Source organism: Paraburkholderia sp. RL18-101-BIB-B (genome assembly GCF_046026985.1).
Taxonomy (GTDB): Bacteria; Pseudomonadota; Gammaproteobacteria; order Burkholderiales; family Burkholderiaceae; genus Paraburkholderia.
This window is the reverse complement of sequence record NZ_JARESV010000036.1, coordinates 62,348-79,678: the sequence shown is the minus strand read 5'-3', so window position 1 is coordinate 79,678 and position 17,331 is coordinate 62,348. Positions and strand designations below refer to the sequence as shown.

Here is a 17,331-nt window from a genome sequence, read left to right as displayed (position 1 = left end):
TACGCGGTCTTTACCTGGATCTGCCACTATGGAGCTACCACGTCTTCGAAATGACCGCATCGTGAAGGCGCGCACGACGCCAGGCGTGAGAGCATTGCAACCCGAGCTGTAACCCGTTGGCGAAACCGGGGCAACTCCAGCTCCACCCGTCGCGACGTGCCCACGGCGCCATTGCGTTATTACGGGCCGCGACCGTCCGCTGACGTGGGACAAGTCCGAGTCTCCGCCCGGCACGTTGCAGATCCTTGTAAAAGCGCACCAGTCGTGGCGCGAATAGTGGCGAGCCCAAGTGTTTCCACGTTCAGCCAGCGATTGAACCAGCGGTATTGGAGCGCGACCGCGACGGTCTGGAAATTTCCACCGATGCGTGTCGATAACCCACGCGACCATGCGAGTTTGGTTGACCATTGTGCAGCAAGTGGAACCGACAACGTGATCCCATAGCGAGTACTGCTTTGCAGATCTTGGTTCTCGACGCCATTGATCATTGTCCGGCCGCCCGTGAGATACGTAACGTCCGCGGCAATCCACAGTCCGGGCCGCCAGCCGAATCGATCCGACCGTGTCGGGGAAAACCACACTACGCCTCAAGATCCGCGCCGCGAGCCGCATACTGGCGGCATATCCTGGAAGGCTGTGTTCACATTTGCGACGGTGCCAAATGCGCGGGCAAGCGATGCAACACGAGATAGCTGTCGGCGAGCTTGTCATATCGAGTGGAGACGCGGCGAAAATGTTTGATGCGGTTGAAGCGATATTGGACCAAAGTTCAATTGCCTTTTAACGCAGACGAGATCAATACTCCTTTCAGCCATCATGAGTTGCGAACCGTCGTCTGCTCATCGACGAATGCTTGTCTCATATTCGCAATGGCCAAGCGTCGTGCGCGCCAGGCGGATCTCGAAGACGACGTCAACGATTCTGAGAAACCTCGGGCCGCAAGAGATACGTCACGGCAAGGAAGTGGCGGGCCGATCGGGACGGTGGTGACGTGCACGGTTCCGGTTTCGGCTTTGCGCCTTGACGGCGTGTTCACCGCCGTCGATAGGCGGGTCGGCGAATATTCGAAAGCATTTTTTGGGGCTTTTCGCAATGCAACGAATTGTTCGACTTTCGATCGGCCTGGCGATCTCGTCGCTGGCAATTGCGGCAGCGGCGCAGCAGCCCATCATTTATCCCGCCCGGGGGCAGAGCCCGGAACGCCAGCGAACGGACACCGCAGAATGCCAGGCGTGGGCTCAGCAAACCACCGGCGTCAATCCTGTCGCGCTCGCGCAGCAGATGGCGAGCAGCCCACCACCACCCTCGCAGCAAGGCCACTTGTTCCGCGGCGCTGCGGGCGGTGCGTTGTTCGGAACGCTGATAGGCGGCGCCGCTGGCGGCCATTGGGGCGAGGGAGCGGGAATCGGCGCACTTGTCGGAACGATGGGGAGCGGCATGCGGATGCGGCGCGAGCAACAGCAAGCGGCTATGGAGCAGGGAAGCATGCAGCAACAGGCGTCGAGTCAGCTTTCGACATACAACCGTGCGGTGGGAGCGTGCATGACCGGCCGTGGCTACACAGTCGAGTAGTCACTGGCGCCGGTGATCCAGTCCATCGAGCGCTTGCTCGCTGATTCACGACAGGCAGGAGAAGCAGCTATGTTGAAGACACTGCGGACAAGCACCCTCGCGATCCTCGTTTGCTCGACGCCGTCATGGGTGCTCGGCGCAGACTTCGACGGCAGCAAGCCGCTGTTGTGCGCCACTATCGATGCGCATTTCTGCGGCGTCGGGGAGGTTTGCTATCGAACGGTGCCGGCGGTCCTTGGCGCGCCGCAATTCATCCGCATCAACTTCGCCAAAAAAGCCGTGATCGGGTCGCAGCGCACCACCGAGATCCGGCACATGGAGCCGAGCGAGGGCCAGTTGCTCCTTCAAGGCACCGAGCTGGGCTACGGCTGGAGCATTGCACTCGATACCAAGACGGGCAGCATGTCCACGACCCTCGTCAACCGTGAAGACGTGTTCGTGCTCTTCGGCGCCTGTACGCCGTCGTAGCTCGCTCGCGGCTCCGGATGCCGCGCCAATCGCGTCGCGCGGGAGGCACGAACCCGGATCGCCCCGGCGCCGATGTCGCACTTCGAGCACCGGGTTCCGCTGTTGTCATGGAAGCGGCCACATGCCAGCGTCATCGGAGATTCTCCGTTGCACGTGCTCCTAATCGGACATGCGTAGATCATGAACAGCGAGGATGTCGAGAAGCAGCACGCAGAGCTCGTCGCGCTCGCCATCGTTTCGCTCATCGCGGGTGCGGCCTGCGGAGCGCTGGGAACGCTTTTCCGGCTCTCGCTCGGACGAGCGGACCAGGCGCGCGACGTGTTCATTGCGTGGGCGCGTTCCGAGCATGCCGTCGTCGGCTTCGTCCTCGTGCTGCTCGCCGCGTCGGCATCGACCGCACTTGCCGCGTGGCTCGTCAGGCGTTTCGCGCCGGAGGCGAGCGGCAGCGGCATCCCTCACGTCGAGTCCGTGCTGAACGGCGACCAACCCACCGCGCCCTTGGCGCTCATCCCGGTGAAGTTCGTGGGCGGCGTGCTCGCCATCGGCGCCGGGCTCGCGCTGGGCCGCGAAGGTCCCACGGTTCAAATGGGCGCCTCGATCGCTCATTTGCTCGGTACACTCTTTCGCCGCAATGCGGACGACTGCCGGGTCCTGCTCGCGGCGGGCGCCGGTGCCGGACTTGCGACGGCATTCAATGCACCGATCGCCGGCGCGGTATTCGTACTCGAGGAACTGGTGCGCCGCTTCGAGACGCGTACGACCATCGCGGCACTCGGCGCATCGGCCGGCGCAATCGCGGTGGCGCGCTTGATGCACGGCGACTCGCCGGACTTTCAGTTCGCGGCGCAGCCCTTCCCGGGCTTCGGCACGGTGCCGGCGCACCTCGCCCTCGGCGTCGTCGTCGGGCTGCTGGGCGCCGCCTATTGCCGCGCAATACTCCTGGCGCTCGCCGCCTCCGACCGGCTCGCACGCTGGCCGGTCGAAACGCGCGCGGCGCTTGTCGGCGCAGCGGTAGGACTGCTCGCGTGGCTTGCGCCGGACCTGGTGGGTGGCGGCGACGCGGTCACACAGAGCGCCCTCGTGGGCACAGGCGCGCTTTCCGGCATCGCGCTCACGCTCCTGATCCGCTTCGGGCTGGGTGCCGTGTCATATGCAGCGAATACCCCGGGCGGACTGTTTGCGCCGATGCTCGTGCTCGGCGCACAAACGGGCCTCGCGTTCGGCCGGATCTGCACGCACTGGTTCCCCGGGGTGGCCGCTGATCCGACCGCGTTCACCGTGGTAGCGATGGCGGCCATTTTCGCGGCCGTCGTGCGCGCGCCGATTACCGGCATCGTCCTCGCCACTGAAATGACGGGGAGTTTCACCCTACTTTTACCGATGCTCACCGCATGTTTCAGCGCGATGATCGTTCCCATCTTGCTGCGCTGTCCGCCGATCTACGATTCGCTGGGCGAGCGCCTTCCGCATAAAAGCGGGCACGCAGGGAAACCTGCGCAATGATGGACCCGTCGGTGAGTTGGCGCTCTCACTGTGGGTATTGACCTGGGTTGCGAGTCCGTACCGGACGCGACGACGCTGCGATTCCGGACACGGGCAGCAGGCCTCGTGCCCGATCATCGGTGCGTTGCTGTGCTACCAGATGCGCAACGTGCGCGTCATCGCGGAAGCACGTGCGCAGCGCGCGATGATCGAATCGCTCGACGCAACGAATGCAGGACATTCATCAGCACGGTCAAAGCGGGCAGCCCGCGCGAATTAGGCGCCCAGCTATTCTGAACTTGGCCTGCATCGCGGCCCATCTCACAGTCAACCTTCGTTTCACACATTAACAGTGCGTGCGGGTCGGATATGGCCGATTCCCCGCAGCGAGGGCGGTGTCCATTCCATCTCGGCCGGTCAGCGACCGCCCGGCTTGCCTGCGTTACGCCGAGCTTCGCTGGATCGTGTCGTAATAGGGTGCGGACTGTTTTCTCGCACGGCGAAGGAGCGATGCCGCCACGCCTGCGCGGTGCTTCGCAACGGGCGGCCTGCACGACCGGTAGACCGACTCATCCCCCCGGCGCGTCCGCGTGCGGCGCAGGCGCGATGTTCTGGTTCAGGCGGAACAGGTTCGTCGGGTCGTACTGCGCTTTGATCGCGCCGAGCCGCCCGAGCTTGGTTCCATACGCCGCCTGCAATCCTGCGAAGCCCTCGTCGCCGCCGAGATAGTTTACGTACGCACCCGGCGCCCTGTACGGCCCCAGTGCGTCAAGCAGCTCACGCGTCCACGCAATGTTCCGTTCGCTATCCTTTGCATCGGACCATGCAGACGTTACCACGATATTCCACGGCCAGTTGCGATGCCCGAACGCGGTCGCCGATTCGGGAACGCGGCTCCATGCGCTGTTGCCATAGTTCTCCAGGACGATCACGGTATGCCGTGACGGGACATGCGCGAAACGATCGACCACGATGTCGACGGCCGCGTCGTCGAACGCCTTGAAGTAGCTCGATTTCCAGTAACTGTGCAGGCCCGGCGGCCACAGGAAGTCCGCCATGCGCTGCGCATCGTTGTATGGCGTGGGTGCGAACTTGTCGACAAGGGGCGGCCCGTATTCGCGCAATCGCCGTAGGATTTTCTCGCCTTCTTCCACCGGCCCGGCGTAGACGCCACCCAGACCAGCGACCGGGGCGCCGCGCATCGGTGGAGGCAGTGAAGGATCGTCCGGCATGTGGAACAGAAGCGCGCCTAGCGTCGATTCGTCCGGTGCTTCCGCTTCGAGATCGCGCCATCTGCGGATTGCACCCGCCGCTGCTCCGGCGGGATGGAGCACAATGCCAGCGAGCACCGTTCCGGCCGGGTGCACCTTGAATTCGAACGAAGTCACCACACCAAAGTTGCCTCCGCCGCCGCGTATCGCCCAGAACAGATCCTCATTCTCGTGGCTGCTGGCCTTCACCCTGCGACCGTCGGCGAGCACGACCTCGGCGCCCAGCAGATTGTCAAGCGCAAGTCCATGCTTGCGAACGAGCCAGCCGAGGCCACCGCCCAGCGTCAGTCCAGCCACGCCGGTGATTGACACGAAGCCGCCCGTGGCGGCAAGGCCATACGGCTGGAGCGCGTCATTGACTTCGCCCCAATTGCAACCGCTTTCCGCACGCACGGTGCGCGCCGACGGATCTACCGTGATGGCTTTCATGCGCGACAGATCGACCACGACGCCGTCGTTGCATACGGCATATCCGGCGACGTTGTGACCGGTGCTGCGTACGGCAAGCGGCAGGTTGTGCTTGCGCGCGAGCACCACAACCCTTGCCACGTCGTCGGCGTCGACGCAGCGCGCGATCAGCACAGGACGCTTGTCAATCGAGACATTGAAGACGGCACGCGCCTCATCGTAATCCGGATCCTCAGACTGAATGAGCTCACCCCGAAAGCCGGATTGCCGAATTTCAGAAGAATTGATCATCGCATCCTCCTTCGGCGACTTGCTAATCAATCAGTACGCCTATGTGGGCGTCAAGCGCTACATAAAATACCGCGAAGTCCCGCGCCGATGACGTATACAGAGTGCATTCGAAAAAATGGACAACTGACGATTTCTAGTCGTAACTCTGGCCCAATGCGGCCCAGCTTCACTCTAGGAAAATGTAGGCCGCATATCAAGGTTCGCGACAGGATTAAGGCGGCTGAACCCATAGTCATTCAATCAGCACTTAAGACGTACAACATCCAGGACCCCAAGTGTTGATGGAAGCCGTTAAAAACCCCGGGGGATGTTCTCTGCCAGGTCCATGTAACACGTCGTTGTCCAATCCACGGAAACTGTCGCCGAGCGAGTTCGTCAAATTCTTGGTTCAACAGCGACGCGCACTTGCACGACGCTGTGTGCTCCCACTCGACTCCAGCGCCGCTTCTGAATACGCCGGGTGAAGCGCGAGACTTGAATTTTCACCGAGGCTAACTATCCGCTATCCAGGTTATTTGATCTGTTGATGGCGCGCGGGTTACGTTACGAAAACGAAGACCAACCGCGCGAGCCGAATCGAAGCGCGTGGCTTGACATGCGACAAAGCCGTCCGGGGCATTAGTTATGAAGCCATTCGGAGGAGACGCAATGCCCGACATCGACTTAATGAAGCGAGAAAGTCGCGTTTTCGAAGCCGGAGCAAACTTTTTTGGTCTAAGCCATTTTCCGAGGTTCTTGACGACAGCAATGCCCGCCCGCTTGTCGCGAAGAATGCGGGGTTATCGCTACTTGTCCAGCGGTCTCATGCGCCGATAATTGTCAATTTTGACCTTCCCCCGGATCGAAATGCGCGACCGAATCGACGATGAGATCACCTTTCGCAAGCTGGAAGTCCTGCTCGCATTCATGGAGACCGGAAACCTGTCGAAGGCAGCCGAGGCGCTGAACGTGAGCACGGTCAGCGTGCATCGAGCGCTGCACTCGCTCGAACAGGGCGTACGATGTGCGCTCTTCCGGCATGAAGGCCGCAACCTCAAGTCGACGGAAGCTGCGCAAATGCTCGCCGATGTGGCACAAGAGGTGCTCACTCTGATGTCCGCCGGCATTCACGCGACCCGTGAGGCGGCGGGGTATTCGTCGGACCGGCTGAAGATCGGCTCGCTGTACTCGCTGACCATCAGGACCGTGCCTGACATCGTTGTCGACATCAAGGTGCGGCGGCCGACGCTCCAAGTCGAACTCGTGCTCGGTTCGAATGCCGAACTGCTCGACAAGCTGAAACAGGGCACCGTCGATGCGGCCCTGATGGCCTTGCCGGACGGCGAGCCCGAAGTCGATTCCATCCCACTTTTCGAAGACGACATCTTTTTCGCGGCGCCTGCCGGTTCACCATACGCGAACCAGGAGGCGGTCGATTTGCGGGACTGCCGCGACGAGACCTTCGTTTCCCTCGGCGAGGGCTTCGTGACATATCGAGGCTTTATGGAGGCATTTCGCGTCGCGGACTTCACGCCGAAGGTGACCATGAAAGTCGGCGATATTTTTTCGCTGATGAACCTTGTGAGCGGCGGGGTCGGGTATACGCTATTACCAGGCCGCGTGCGTGGCGTGTTCGGCGACAAGGTGCAATTCATTCCTCTCAAGCCGCAATACCTGATGCGCCAGTCAATCGGTGTCAGCTTTCTGCACGCACGCGAGCGCGACCCGAACCTGTTGGCGCTGATGGCCGTCTGCCGTCTTTGCACGAGAAGGGCTGGCTGAGGTTTCAGCCCTCACTCGCGCACCCGTTCCCGCTCGATCAGCGCGCCAAGGTCCGGCAGCGCCGTCTCGCTGCAACTCACCGCGATCCCCTCTGTGAGAATCGCGCTGCTCAACCGGGTCAGCACGTTGGCCGGCGGCATCTCGACGGCGAGGCGTGCGCCTCGTTCCCACGCAAGCCTCACGGTGTCATGCCAGCGCACCTGCCGCGCCATGTTGCCTGCAAGATCGGCCGCGATGCGTGGGCCGTCAAAAAGCGGGCGTGCAATGTTGCTGCTCAGATACACGATACGAGGCGCGCGTACGGTGATCTGGCCAAAGGCATCGGCGAGCGCCACCGCGGGTGCGTCGAGCAAAGCGCAATGCGACGGAGTCGCCACGTCGAGACGCTCGCAGCGTTGCGCCCCGTATTCGATCGCAAGCGTCGTAAGGCGGTGCATGGCAGCATCGCTTCCTGCAACGACCATCTGCGTTTCTGCGTTAATGTTCGCAAGGAACACGGGCGTGGCCTCGCTGTTCACTTGCGCGATCAGTCGTTCGAGCGCCCGCTGCGTCATGCCGATGATCGCAGTCAGGCCGTAGCCGCTCGGGTAGGCGCGTTCCATCAAGTGGCCGCGCAACTCGACGAGCTTCACGGCGTCGGCGTATTGAAGCGCGCCCGCGATCACGGCGGCCGGATAGGCGCCGATCGAAAGCCCCGCCACCATGTCGGGTTCGTAGCCGCGGGCGCTCATCACGCGTGCCTGAGCGACGCCCGCGATCAAGATGCAAAGTTGCACCGCGACGGTAGAGCGCAGCGAATCGGTATCGTCGAGCGATGTGACGTCGTAGCCCAACGTGTCGCTGGCTTCCTGCAGTGTTCGAGCGACTTCGGCGTGAGACGGGAGCGCATGCAACATGCCCGGGCGCTGCGAGCCCTGACCGGGGAATGTGAACAGTACGCTCATGATGCGTCGCCAACCCAGGGATCCGATACGAGCAAGGGTCCATGCCCCGTTTTCAGCAGAACGCGATCCGCGTTGCCGGCCCATTCCGCGAGCGCGAACCCGCCGCGGCCTGTGTCGACCTGCATGTCGATGCGCGCGGGCGACGCTTGCAGCAACGCGAGAAGCGAGCGGGCTTCGTCGCGCGGTAGAGGCTTCGATGCGCGCAGCAGCAGATCGAGGTCGCTGTCCTGCCGCAGCGTGCTCACGCCGCTCGCAAGCGCAAAGCCGACGCTGCCGGTGATGCCCCACGTCAACCGAAGCCGGTCGAGTTCTGGCGCGATGCGACTGAGTGCGCGCACGCAGGGCAGCGTCGTGAGTGCGGCGTTCGTCCGCCAGGCGCGGCCTTTGGTGAGCGCCTCGGGCGTGACGCTGAGACGAATGCGCTCGCGCGCCACGTGAGCGGCGAACCGCTCACTGCGTGCACGACCGCGAAGCCCGACCGGCACCACGCCCTGCTCGCCGACCGCTTCGCGCCGCATGACCACCGGCGCGTGCGAAAGCCACTCGCGCGAAGCCCATCCAGGTACTTCCGATGTCGAACGAAGGTCCTCCCGCTCACTGATCCACAGGAGGTCGTGCGGGCGAAGCGGTTCGTGAGAGGTAGACAAGAGGATTCTCCCAAGCCATCAAGCGTCCATCAAAGCCTTAGTCGCAAAGAACAACAGCGAAGGTCCGAGCAGGCAGCCGACGCCCGTATGGAACGTCGCGATCAGCGCCCCGTAAGGCACGAGCCGACGATCGGTCGCGGCGAGACCCGCGCTCACACCGCTCACCGTGCCCGCCAGGCCGCCGAAGATCATCGCGGAGCGCGGCGTCTTCAGTCCCATGAAACCGGCCGCGAGCGGCGTGCCGATCATCACGATGATCGCCTTGATGAGGCCCGTCGCGATGCTGAGCGCGATCACATCCGAGCTCGCGCCGATCGCCGCGCCCGTCACCGGTCCCACGATATACGTGACGGCGCCCGCGCCAATGGTCGTCATGCTGACAGCATCGGTGTAGCCGAACGCATGCGCGATGCTCGCGCCGACGATGAACGGCAGCACGGTCCCGAGCAGCAGCGACACCACGCCAATGAGTCCCGCCTTACGCGCCTCGGTGGCCTGCACCTCGAACGCGGTCGCGACGATCGCGAAGTCGCGCAGCATCGCGCCGCCCATGAGACCGATGCCGGTAAAGAGCGGCAGGTCGGCGATACCCTTTTGCCCGCCGGTGAAGGCGCCGCCGACATAGGCGAGCGCGAGGCCGATTACGATGGCGATTGCCGAGCCGTGCACGCGGCCGAAGGTCAGCTTGCGCGAAATCAGCGACGACACCCACATGATGAGGCCCACCAGCGCGAACGCAGTGACGAGGCCGTTCTGAATCAGATTTTTATCGAGAATTTGCAACATGACTGACTCCTGATTCAGATTTCTTCAAGATGCGGAGCGTTCACGAACGATGTGCTATCGCGACCGGTGCGGGAAAGAACGGCAATGCAGCATGCGCAGACGGCCGCAGCCCCCAATGCCGAAAGCAGTGCGACGGGGCCGCCTTTGAGCGCGGCGACGACGTTCTGGTTAGCCGCCATCGCGACGACGACGGGGATGTACATGGCGCCCCAGAAGCCGACCCCAAATTCGGTTTCCTTCGGCAGCAGTCCCTTCTTTTGCAGATAGAGCTTCAGGAAAATCAGCAGCAGCATCGCGATGCCGACGCCGCCGACGTTCGTCTTCACGCCGATCGCGACGCCGAGCAGGTCGCCGAGAAAGAGTCCCGCGAGATGGCAGAACGCGAGAAGTGCAGTTCCATAGATGATCATTTCATGTCTCCTGTAATACCTTTATTGGCTTCTGACGAGCCGGTGCGAGAAGTGACGCTCTACCGCCATTGCTCCCGCAGCTTGCGGCGAACCGTCGCGGAGGCCGCGCGGTGCTCGCTGCCGAGCCGACTTTCCAGACCGCGCGACGGGTCGTTGCGGATGTCGTCGAAAGCGGCTTGCAGCGCCTTCTCGACGGTGGTCTGATCGGCGTTGGTCGGCGCATCGGCGTTGGTTACGCTCAGGAGTTTCCAGAGCAGCCCGAGCGATGCGTAGTTGTCGATGTCGTAGGCCATCGGCGGGACGCGCGCCGTGAACGCTTCGAGATCGGCGACCGAGCGGAGCGTGACCCGCGCCGCCGATTCCTTGCCCATCGCGTGGACCATGACCTTCGGATCGGCGAGTGCGATGAGGCGGTTGGCCTGATAGCCGTGCGCGAGAAACGCCCCCGACATCGCGCGCCCGACGATCAGCCCGATCACCGGATGGCCCGCGAGACGCGCGCTGGCGTAGGCATCGGCGGCGGCGGCGAGCGCCTGGTGGATGCCGTACGCTTCCTCGCGCCGGCCGTACGCCTGGCTCGCCACGTCGATCACCGCGACGATCGCGCGTTTCTCTTCACGCTTGCAATCCGCATCGACGACCTCACGCACCGCGCGCGCCACTTCCCATCCTTCGACGAGACCGACCTCGCCGCCGCGCGCCCGCGGGAACGGATTGTCCGGATCGGGCACCACGGCGATGAAGCGCGTGGGATGGTCGCCCAACCGCGCATCGGCGACTCGCACCGAAGGCGGATAACCAGCCTGCAGCGGCGCGCTGTAAGTGAGCGCGTCGAGCCAGACTGCGCCGCGCTTCGAAAGCTCTTGTGTGCTCATAACTGAAACCCCTTGCCGTAGATGGCGGCCGCCTGTTCCGGCGTGGCCTGCACGCCCGGATCGACCTCGGAAAGCCGCGTCAGAAAACCCGCGACGCGCTCGCTGCGGCATGCCTCGGGCCGCCCCGCGCGAAAGCGTTCGATGACGGCCGCGCGGATCGCGTCGGCGTCGTCGGCGACGTAGTCGTCGACGAGTCCCGTGCGATGCCGCTGCTCGCAGCCGGTGAAGCTCCAGATCATCGGACGGTCGCGCGAATCGAATTCGGCGATGCCCGCTTCCTGTTCGATGACCGCCGGACCGTTTAGGCCCAGGCGCGCTTCGCGGGTGCCGATCAGATAGCTGCACAGTCCCGCCGCGATCGACATGCCCCCATAGCAGCCGATCGGCCCGGCCGTGATGCCGATCACCGGCTGATAGCGCCGCAAGTCGACGATGCCTGCGTGAATTTCCGCGATCGCGGCGAGCCCGAGATTGGCTTCCTGCAAGCGCACGCCGCCCGTTTCGAAGAGGATGACGGCGCGCGTCGGGATGCCTTTGCGGTTGTCCTCGGCGGCGAGTTCGAGGCTGCCCGCGATCTTCGCCGCCGACACCTCGCCCATGCTGCCGCCCTGGAATCCGCCATCGATGCCAAGCACGACGGCTGGCTGCCCGTCGATGGTTCCCTTCGCGACTACCATGCCGTCGTCGGCCTGCGTCACGATGCCTTGGCGCATGAGCCACGGCGACGTGATGCGCTGGAACGGATCGATCAGTTCGCTGAAGGTGCCTTCATCGAGCAGCTTCTTCGCGCGGCTGCGCGCGTCGAGCTCAATGAAGCTCTGGCGTTCGAGCAGTTGCTGTGTATCCATGATCATCACGCTCCGCCGGTTGATTTCAGTTGTTCGAAGACCTGCCCGATGCGCATCTGCACGACCCCCGGCGTCGCGCCCGAATCGTTGATTTCGAGCTTCGCGGCGGGGAGCGACCCGTCGCCGAAGATGCGTTCGAGCACGGCCTGCCAGAGGCGGCCCTTGCCGTCGACGGAAGTCGTGACGCTCACGACGGTGCGGTGCGCCGTGTTCGCTTCGAGCAGCACTTCGAGGTCGCCCGAGGCGACGACGCCCGCGAGCGCGCGGCCTTGTACGGGTTGCCCCGCCGGGAATTCAAGGACGATGGTTTCCATGTGTGTTCCTATGTGTTCGACGTGTGAGCGGCTTCGCGTTGAAGCCGGTCGAGAAAGAGCGTGGCGGCGAGCAGGTCGGCGGCTCCCCCGGGCGATACGTGCAGCTCGACGAGACGGCGGTCGAGCGCCTTCAGTTCGCGGCGCCCCGCGAGCGCCGCGGCGCCGCCTTGCTCCAGAACGCTCCGCGCGCCGTCCTGCATCTCGACGAGCGCGTCGGGTCCGCCGCGCGCGAGCACGCAGGTGTCGTCGAGGCTCGCCATCACGGCGAGCAGCGCGTTCAGGCGCGCGGCCGTTTCGCTGTCGCCGCGCATGCGCGAACGCACGAGTTCCGGCAGCGCGACGTCCACGACGTGCGGAAAGCCGGCCTGCGCCTGTCCGCGCGCGCCGCCGACGTTGTAGTCGAGGCACGCCTGCTCGCCCTTGTTGCCGGTCAGCGCGGGCGCGTGCCGATCCTGCACACGCGCAATCGATCCGGCGCGTGCGGCGACTGCCTCCGGCGCGAGGTCCGCCGGTTCACGCGCTGCGCCGGTCACGAGCAGCCCGAGCGCCCAGATCGCGCCGCGATGCGTATTCACGCCGCCGGTCGCATCGAGCATGCGCGCTTCGCCAACGCGCCCGATTCCGCCGATGCGCTCACGCAGCGCGAGCAGCGGTTGCGTTTCGATGCCTGCACGCGCCAGTTCGACGAACGTCGGCTGCAATGCGAGTGCCGATGCGCACATCAGTTTCCAGTCGAGATCGAGATGCGCGCCGCGGCTGTGGATATCGACGAGTCCGGGCTTCGGCGCGAGCGTGACTTCGTCAATCAGCGCTTCCACCACATGTGCGCCGAAATGGTCGGCCAGGTCCGGCGCCTGGCGCAGCGGCTGCGCCGCGTTCATTGCGAGGTTCTCGCGCATTACCAGCTCCGAAAGCGTGCGGGCGGCTCGTACAGCCCGTCCGACCAGTCGACGATATCGGCCATGCTCTTCGCGGCGAGCAGCGACCGGCTCGCTTCGCTGCGGTGGATGCCGAGGTCCTCGGGCAGCGCGACGAAGCCATCGCGGCGCAGCGCCGCGAGCTTGCCTGCGTCGCTCTTGAGACCGATCGGCGTGACGCCCGAGACGGCCGCGATCATCTCCTTGCGATGGTCGAGCGAGCGCGCCTTGTAGAGATACGCGATGCCTTCCTCGGTCAGCACGTGCGTGACATCGTCGCCGTAGATCATCACGGGCGCGAGCGGCATGCCGGATTCGCGGCCGACCTCGACGGCGTCGATCGATTCGACGATGGTCGGCTGGCCGCCCGCCTGGAACGTCTCGACCATCTGCACCACGAGCTTGCGGCCGCGCTCCAGCGGGCTGTCCGTCTGCAGCAGATCGAGCCACGCGGGCGTCGCGTGGCGCCGGCCGTGCGGATCGTGGCCCATGTTGGGCGCGCCGCCGAAGCCGGTGAGCCGCCCGTGCGTCACCGTCGACGAGTTGCCTTCTCCATCCATCTGCAGTGTGGAGCCGATGAACATGTCCACCGCGTATTGCCCCGCGAGCTGGCACATCGTGCGATTGGAGCGCATCGAGCCGTCGTGGCCGGTGAAGAAGATGTCGGGCCTTTGCGCGACGTAGGCTTCCATGCCGAGTTCGCCGCCGAAGCAGTGCACGCTGTCGACCCAGCCGGTTTCGATCGCGGGGATCAGCGTCGGATGTGGATTGAGTGTCCAGTGGCGGCAGATCTTGCCCTTGAGACCGAGCTTCTCGCCGTAGGTTGGCAGGATCAGTTCGATCGCGGCCGTATTGAAGCCGATGCCGTGATTGAGCGACTGAACCTGATGCTTCTCGTAGATGCCGCGAATCGCCATCATCGCCATCAGCACCTGGATCGGCGTGATGAGGCGCGGATCGCGCGTGAAGAGCGGCTCGATGAAGAACGGCTTGTCGGCCTGCACCACGAAATCGATCCACGAGCCGGGGATATCGACGCGCGGCAGGTCCTTCGGATTGTCGACGATCTCGTTGACCTGTGCGATCACGATGCCGTCGCGAAACGCGGCGGCTTCGACGAGCGACGGCGTGTCTTCGGTGCTCGGACCCGTGTAGAGATTGCCTTCGCGATCTGCCTTGTAGCCGGCGCACAGCACGACGTTCGGCGTGAGGTCCACGTAGAGCCGCGCATAGAGTTCGATGTAGGTATGGATCGCGCCGATTTCGAGGATACCGTCCTGCAGGAACTGCGAGATGCGCAGGCTCTGCGCGCCGGCATACGCGAAGTCGAGCTTTCTGGCGATGCCGTGTTCGAAGAGATCGAGATGCTCGGCGCGGCTCACGCTCGGAATGATGAGATGCAGGTTGTGGACGACTTCCGGATCGACCTTCGCGAGGGAACGCGACAGGAAATCCGCCTGTTTCTGGTTGTTACCCTCGACGACCACGCGGTCGCCCGGGGCGACGAGCGCCTGCAGGACATCGACGATGCGTTCGGTGGGTAGCACCATGCCATCCGCGATCGATGCAACCTGCGCGAGGCGGCGATGTTTTTCCGCACGGCGCGTGGCCCAGCGGGATTGGGTCTGACTTTGACTGGACATGTGGACTCTCGCTCAAGACATGAGGCAAGTCTAGGGAGCGAGGTGCACCGGTTCAATGACGCTTGGGACGCGTCTGTTATCCCAAGGGTAATGATCATTTGACGTGAACGCTGAAACCGTGACAGAACGGGGCAGGGGGCTTAACCGCATCGCCCAGGGGTTTTCCCGGTTTCGCTGACGGATGTGCTCGACCGCGCGATGGACATCGTCCGGTTGATGTGCGAGGAATTGCAGGCCCGAGTTCCCGAGCCTCGGCGAGGGCTTCCTCCGTCGAATGGTTGAGTGAAATACGGATAAACCAACAGCGTGTCATACGAACCGGTGCCGGTTCGTTGTTTCGGTACGGACGCCGGTTTGGCTTTATGCCGTTGCGACAGTATTTCCGGCAGAAGCTCGCGGAGTGCAAAATAGAGGCAGCGGCACCGCAGATTGCCAAGACGCACGGCGCAAACCCGGCGATGGACCTTATCCTGCGGTCCTTTGTCCGCTCGGGGAGACCGTTGTCATGGATGACCTTGGTTACTTCGGTCGCACACAATCGTGACGGCGACTGATATCAGCCCTGCGAAGGCGCATTGAGTGTTTCGGTTGGCAGAGGTGCACGCGTTATCGTGGTCGAAAACGATGCGCTCGCTGACCTGAAGTCGCGATCTGCCACACGAATCCCGGTGCTTGACCAGCTACGACAGACCATCTACCTCGGTAGCTTCTCCACGAGCGTATCGGCCGCGTCGGGGACTGGCAACCAGTCCGACATACGTTGCTGTCGCATCGTGATCCTACTCCTTGCGATCGTTCGAGAATCAAGACAATCGTTGACCTGGCTTTGTGCATTCATTTGACGGCGGGTGGTACCGGAATCATCCCCGGGAAGACATACGCCTGCAGCATGGCAATCACGCCGATCACCGCCGCGCCAGCGATCGAATGAAAGAATACAGTCCGGAAAATCGGTCCAAGTGCGAACGACCGCTCCTTCGGATCGTCGTAGCAGGCGGCGCACGCGACCATGATGGATTGAGCGTCGATCATCTTGCCCATTACACCGCCCGTCGAGTTTGTCGCCACGATCAGGATGGGGTTCAGGTTGAGTTGCTGTGCGGTGATGCGCTGCAAGCTGCCGAAGAGGGCGTTTGACGCCGTGTCGGAGCCCGTCAGGAATACACCGAGCCAACCCAGGTACGCCGCGAAGAACGGATAGAGAACCCCGGCACCCGTGAATGCAAGACCGAGGACTGCATCGGTGCCTGAGTAGCGCGTCAGGAACCCCAAGCCGAGTACCTGGGCAATGACCAGCACTGGGATCTTCATCCTGCGCATGGTCTGCATGAAGGCGTCCTTCCATTGCGTTGCGCTCAACCTGAGTGCTAGACCGGAAAGCACCGCTGCGACAAAAACGCCTGTGCCCGCGGCGGACAACCAGTTGATCGTGAATCGGGCCGCCTCCGCTTTCGCGTTGACGGGTACGACAGGCGGCATCCGTTGCACGAGGTTATGCAGCGCGGGCATGTCCCAGACAGGCAGCGACAACGACCCCTTGAGCGGAGAGCCGAGCAGCGTCGTGGAAAATGTGACTCCGGCAAACAGGTTGTTGAGGAACTTCTTGAACTCCGGTACGCCCCACAGTGCACAACAGGCGATCAGAATCACCCAAGGCATCCACGCATAGGCGGTTTCGGCGGCTGAGTAGCTGTACTTCCACGCGGTGCTTTCTGTTGTCGTGGTTGCCGTGCTCTTGTTTGCTAACGCGAGTGCCTCACGTTCGGAGCGGAGCAGGAAGCGTGTTTTTGGTTGCCAGACGAAGCGCAGGAACAGCGCTGTGCAGATCACCGAAAAGACGCCGGATACCACGTCGGTCATCAAATGGAGCGCGGTGCTCCCGGAAGCGTAGAACTGCATGAGCGCAAACGATCCACCCGCGCACAGCATTGCCGGCCAGACTTCGAAGACTTGCTTCCATGACCCGCCTTCCATCTTCACGAACGTCGCGACCAGCCAGAAGGGCACGAGAACCGACACGAACGGCAACTGGTGGCCCGCCATCGTGGAAAGCGTCACCTGATCGAGTTCGCTCACGGCCGCGAGTGTGATGATCGGCGTGCCGATCGCGCCCCAGGCGACCGGCGCGGTATTGGCGAGCAGATTCAGCACGGCGGACTGAAATGGCTTGAAGCCGAGGCCCACCATCACTGCCCCTGCGATCGCGACGGGTGTCCCGAAGCCCGACGTGCCTTCGATGATTGCGCCGAATGAGAAGGCGATCAATACGCACTGCAGTCGGCGATCAAACGAAATGTGGACGATCGACTCCTTGACGATCTCGAACTTCCCGGTAACGACGCTCATTGTGTACAGGAACATTGCGGCCAGGACGATCCAGATAATTCCCAGAAATCCAGAAAGGGAGCCCAGCGCAAAGGCCGAGACGGCCGTCACCACCGGCATCCGGAAAACCAGACACGAGATGATAAAGGCGGCGACGACGCCGAAAAAAGCAGCGTAGGGCGCCGAGATGCCCAAGTGCACGTTGCCCTGCGTATCACGGCGGCGGTGCAAGGCAATGAAATAGAGTAGTGTCAGAATCGGGATCGCGGCAACGATCGTGGAAAGGAATGCATTGCCCAACGGGTCATAGGTCTGCTGGTACATGGCTTTCCTTTTTGATCTTAGGATTCGCGCCCCGCTCGTAGTCCA

Annotated in this window: 15 protein-coding genes and 1 pseudogene; 4 read left to right on the top strand and 12 right to left on the bottom strand. The window is 63.3% G+C overall.

Annotated elements, in window-relative coordinates:
* Positions 1-1,092: 1,092 nt before the first annotated feature.
* From P0D73_RS34005 to clcA, 3 genes are all read left to right on the top strand, one after another.
* The gene (locus P0D73_RS34005; protein ID WP_408181233.1) at positions 1,093-1,572 is read left to right on the top strand and encodes a glycine zipper family protein; all 480 of its coding nucleotides are present in this window, start codon (positions 1,093-1,095) and stop codon (positions 1,570-1,572) included.
* A gap of 69 nt (positions 1,573-1,641) precedes the next feature.
* Positions 1,642-2,040: a hypothetical protein gene (locus P0D73_RS34000; RefSeq protein WP_408318155.1), complete on the top strand. Its 399-nt coding sequence runs from the start codon at positions 1,642-1,644 to the stop codon at positions 2,038-2,040.
* A 180-nt stretch (positions 2,041-2,220) separates the two neighbouring features.
* Positions 2,221-3,543: a H(+)/Cl(-) exchange transporter ClcA gene (gene clcA, locus P0D73_RS33995; protein WP_408318157.1), complete on the top strand. Its 1,323-nt coding sequence runs from the start codon at positions 2,221-2,223 to the stop codon at positions 3,541-3,543.
* A gap of 548 nt (positions 3,544-4,091) precedes the next feature.
* Here clcA and P0D73_RS33990 read toward each other — a convergent pair.
* A complete protein-coding gene (locus P0D73_RS33990; RefSeq protein WP_408318159.1) occupies positions 4,092-5,492 on the bottom strand; it encodes an FAD-binding oxidoreductase in 1,401 nt (466 codons plus the stop codon).
* 305 nt (positions 5,493-5,797) lie between these two features.
* A pseudogene (locus tag P0D73_RS33985) lies at positions 5,798-5,942 on the bottom strand (ISKra4-like element ISBusp5 family transposase); the annotation flags it as partial.
* A 396-nt stretch (positions 5,943-6,338) separates the two neighbouring features.
* Here P0D73_RS33985 and P0D73_RS33980 point away from each other — a divergent pair.
* Positions 6,339-7,253: a LysR family transcriptional regulator gene (locus P0D73_RS33980; RefSeq protein ID WP_408318161.1), complete on the top strand. Its 915-nt coding sequence runs from the start codon at positions 6,339-6,341 to the stop codon at positions 7,251-7,253.
* 11 nt (positions 7,254-7,264) lie between these two features.
* Here the strand turns inward: P0D73_RS33980 and mdcH are convergent, their stop codons facing one another.
* The 10 genes from mdcH to P0D73_RS33930 all read right to left on the bottom strand — a co-directional run bounded on the left by mdcH (position 7,265) and on the right by P0D73_RS33930 (position 17,286).
* On the bottom strand, positions 7,265-8,197 hold the full coding sequence (gene mdcH / locus P0D73_RS33975) for a malonate decarboxylase subunit epsilon (RefSeq protein WP_408318163.1): 933 nt from the start codon (positions 8,195-8,197) through the stop codon (positions 7,265-7,267).
* The gene (locus P0D73_RS33970; protein WP_408318165.1) at positions 8,194-8,844 is read right to left on the bottom strand and encodes a malonate decarboxylase holo-ACP synthase; all 651 of its coding nucleotides are present in this window, start codon (positions 8,842-8,844) and stop codon (positions 8,194-8,196) included. The genes mdcH and P0D73_RS33970 overlap by 4 nt, the downstream gene beginning before the upstream one ends.
* Positions 8,845-8,862: 18 nt before the next feature.
* Positions 8,863-9,630: a malonate transporter subunit MadM gene (gene madM, locus P0D73_RS33965; RefSeq protein ID WP_132380913.1), complete on the bottom strand. Its 768-nt coding sequence runs from the start codon at positions 9,628-9,630 to the stop codon at positions 8,863-8,865.
* Positions 9,631-9,644: 14 nt separating this feature from the next.
* Positions 9,645-10,040, bottom strand: a complete 396-nt coding sequence (gene madL / locus P0D73_RS33960) for a malonate transporter subunit MadL (protein WP_132380911.1) — start codon at positions 10,038-10,040, stop codon at positions 9,645-9,647.
* 59 nt (positions 10,041-10,099) lie between these two features.
* Positions 10,100-10,915 carry a biotin-independent malonate decarboxylase subunit gamma gene (mdcE, locus tag P0D73_RS33955; protein ID WP_408290972.1) on the bottom strand — a complete coding sequence of 272 codons (816 nt, stop codon included), beginning with the start codon at positions 10,913-10,915 and terminating at the stop codon, positions 10,100-10,102.
* Positions 10,912-11,763: a biotin-independent malonate decarboxylase subunit beta gene (locus P0D73_RS33950; protein WP_408181241.1), complete on the bottom strand. Its 852-nt coding sequence runs from the start codon at positions 11,761-11,763 to the stop codon at positions 10,912-10,914. The genes mdcE and P0D73_RS33950 overlap by 4 nt, the downstream gene beginning before the upstream one ends.
* Before the next feature lie 5 nt (positions 11,764-11,768).
* Positions 11,769-12,077, bottom strand: coding sequence for a malonate decarboxylase subunit delta (locus P0D73_RS33945; RefSeq protein ID WP_132380905.1), 309 nt, complete (start codon positions 12,075-12,077; stop codon positions 11,769-11,771).
* Between the two features lie 8 nt (positions 12,078-12,085).
* Positions 12,086-12,976 (bottom strand): triphosphoribosyl-dephospho-CoA synthase, encoded by an 891-nt coding sequence (locus P0D73_RS33940; protein ID WP_408318167.1) that lies wholly within the window; start codon positions 12,974-12,976, stop codon positions 12,086-12,088.
* The gene (gene mdcA, locus P0D73_RS33935) at positions 12,976-14,637 is read right to left on the bottom strand and encodes a malonate decarboxylase subunit alpha (RefSeq protein ID WP_408318168.1); all 1,662 of its coding nucleotides are present in this window, start codon (positions 14,635-14,637) and stop codon (positions 12,976-12,978) included. The genes P0D73_RS33940 and mdcA overlap by 1 nt, the downstream gene beginning before the upstream one ends.
* 834 nt (positions 14,638-15,471) lie before the next feature.
* Positions 15,472-17,286 carry an L-lactate permease gene (locus tag P0D73_RS33930; protein WP_408318170.1) on the bottom strand — a complete coding sequence of 605 codons (1,815 nt, stop codon included), beginning with the start codon at positions 17,284-17,286 and terminating at the stop codon, positions 15,472-15,474.
* Positions 17,287-17,331: the final 45 nt, after the last annotated feature.

Bases quoted from the DNA above. Each gene is read 5' to 3' on its own strand.
- mdcA (WP_408318168.1), bottom strand. From the start codon at position 14,637: ATGTCCAGTCAAAGTCAGACCCAATCCCGCTGGGCCACGCGCCGTGCG.
- P0D73_RS34000 (WP_408318155.1), top strand. From the start codon at position 1,642: ATGTTGAAGACACTGCGGACAAGCACCCTCGCGATCCTCGTTTGCTCG.
- mdcE (WP_408290972.1), bottom strand. From the start codon at position 10,915: ATGAGCACACAAGAGCTTTCGAAGCGCGGCGCAGTCTGGCTCGACGCG.
- P0D73_RS33945 (WP_132380905.1), bottom strand. From the start codon at position 12,077: ATGGAAACCATCGTCCTTGAATTCCCGGCGGGGCAACCCGTACAAGGC.
- P0D73_RS34005 (WP_408181233.1), top strand. From the start codon at position 1,093: ATGCAACGAATTGTTCGACTTTCGATCGGCCTGGCGATCTCGTCGCTG.
- P0D73_RS33930 (WP_408318170.1), bottom strand. From the start codon at position 17,286: ATGTACCAGCAGACCTATGACCCGTTGGGCAATGCATTCCTTTCCACG.
- P0D73_RS33940 (WP_408318167.1), bottom strand. From the start codon at position 12,976: ATGCGCGAGAACCTCGCAATGAACGCGGCGCAGCCGCTGCGCCAGGCG.
- mdcH (WP_408318163.1), bottom strand. From the start codon at position 8,197: ATGAGCGTACTGTTCACATTCCCCGGTCAGGGCTCGCAGCGCCCGGGC.
- madL (WP_132380911.1), bottom strand. From the start codon at position 10,040: ATGATCATCTATGGAACTGCACTTCTCGCGTTCTGCCATCTCGCGGGA.
- P0D73_RS33990 (WP_408318159.1), bottom strand. From the start codon at position 5,492: ATGATCAATTCTTCTGAAATTCGGCAATCCGGCTTTCGGGGTGAGCTC.
- clcA (WP_408318157.1), top strand. From the start codon at position 2,221: ATGAACAGCGAGGATGTCGAGAAGCAGCACGCAGAGCTCGTCGCGCTC.
- madM (WP_132380913.1), bottom strand. From the start codon at position 9,630: ATGTTGCAAATTCTCGATAAAAATCTGATTCAGAACGGCCTCGTCACT.
- P0D73_RS33950 (WP_408181241.1), bottom strand. From the start codon at position 11,763: ATGGATACACAGCAACTGCTCGAACGCCAGAGCTTCATTGAGCTCGAC.
- P0D73_RS33980 (WP_408318161.1), top strand. From the start codon at position 6,339: ATGCGCGACCGAATCGACGATGAGATCACCTTTCGCAAGCTGGAAGTC.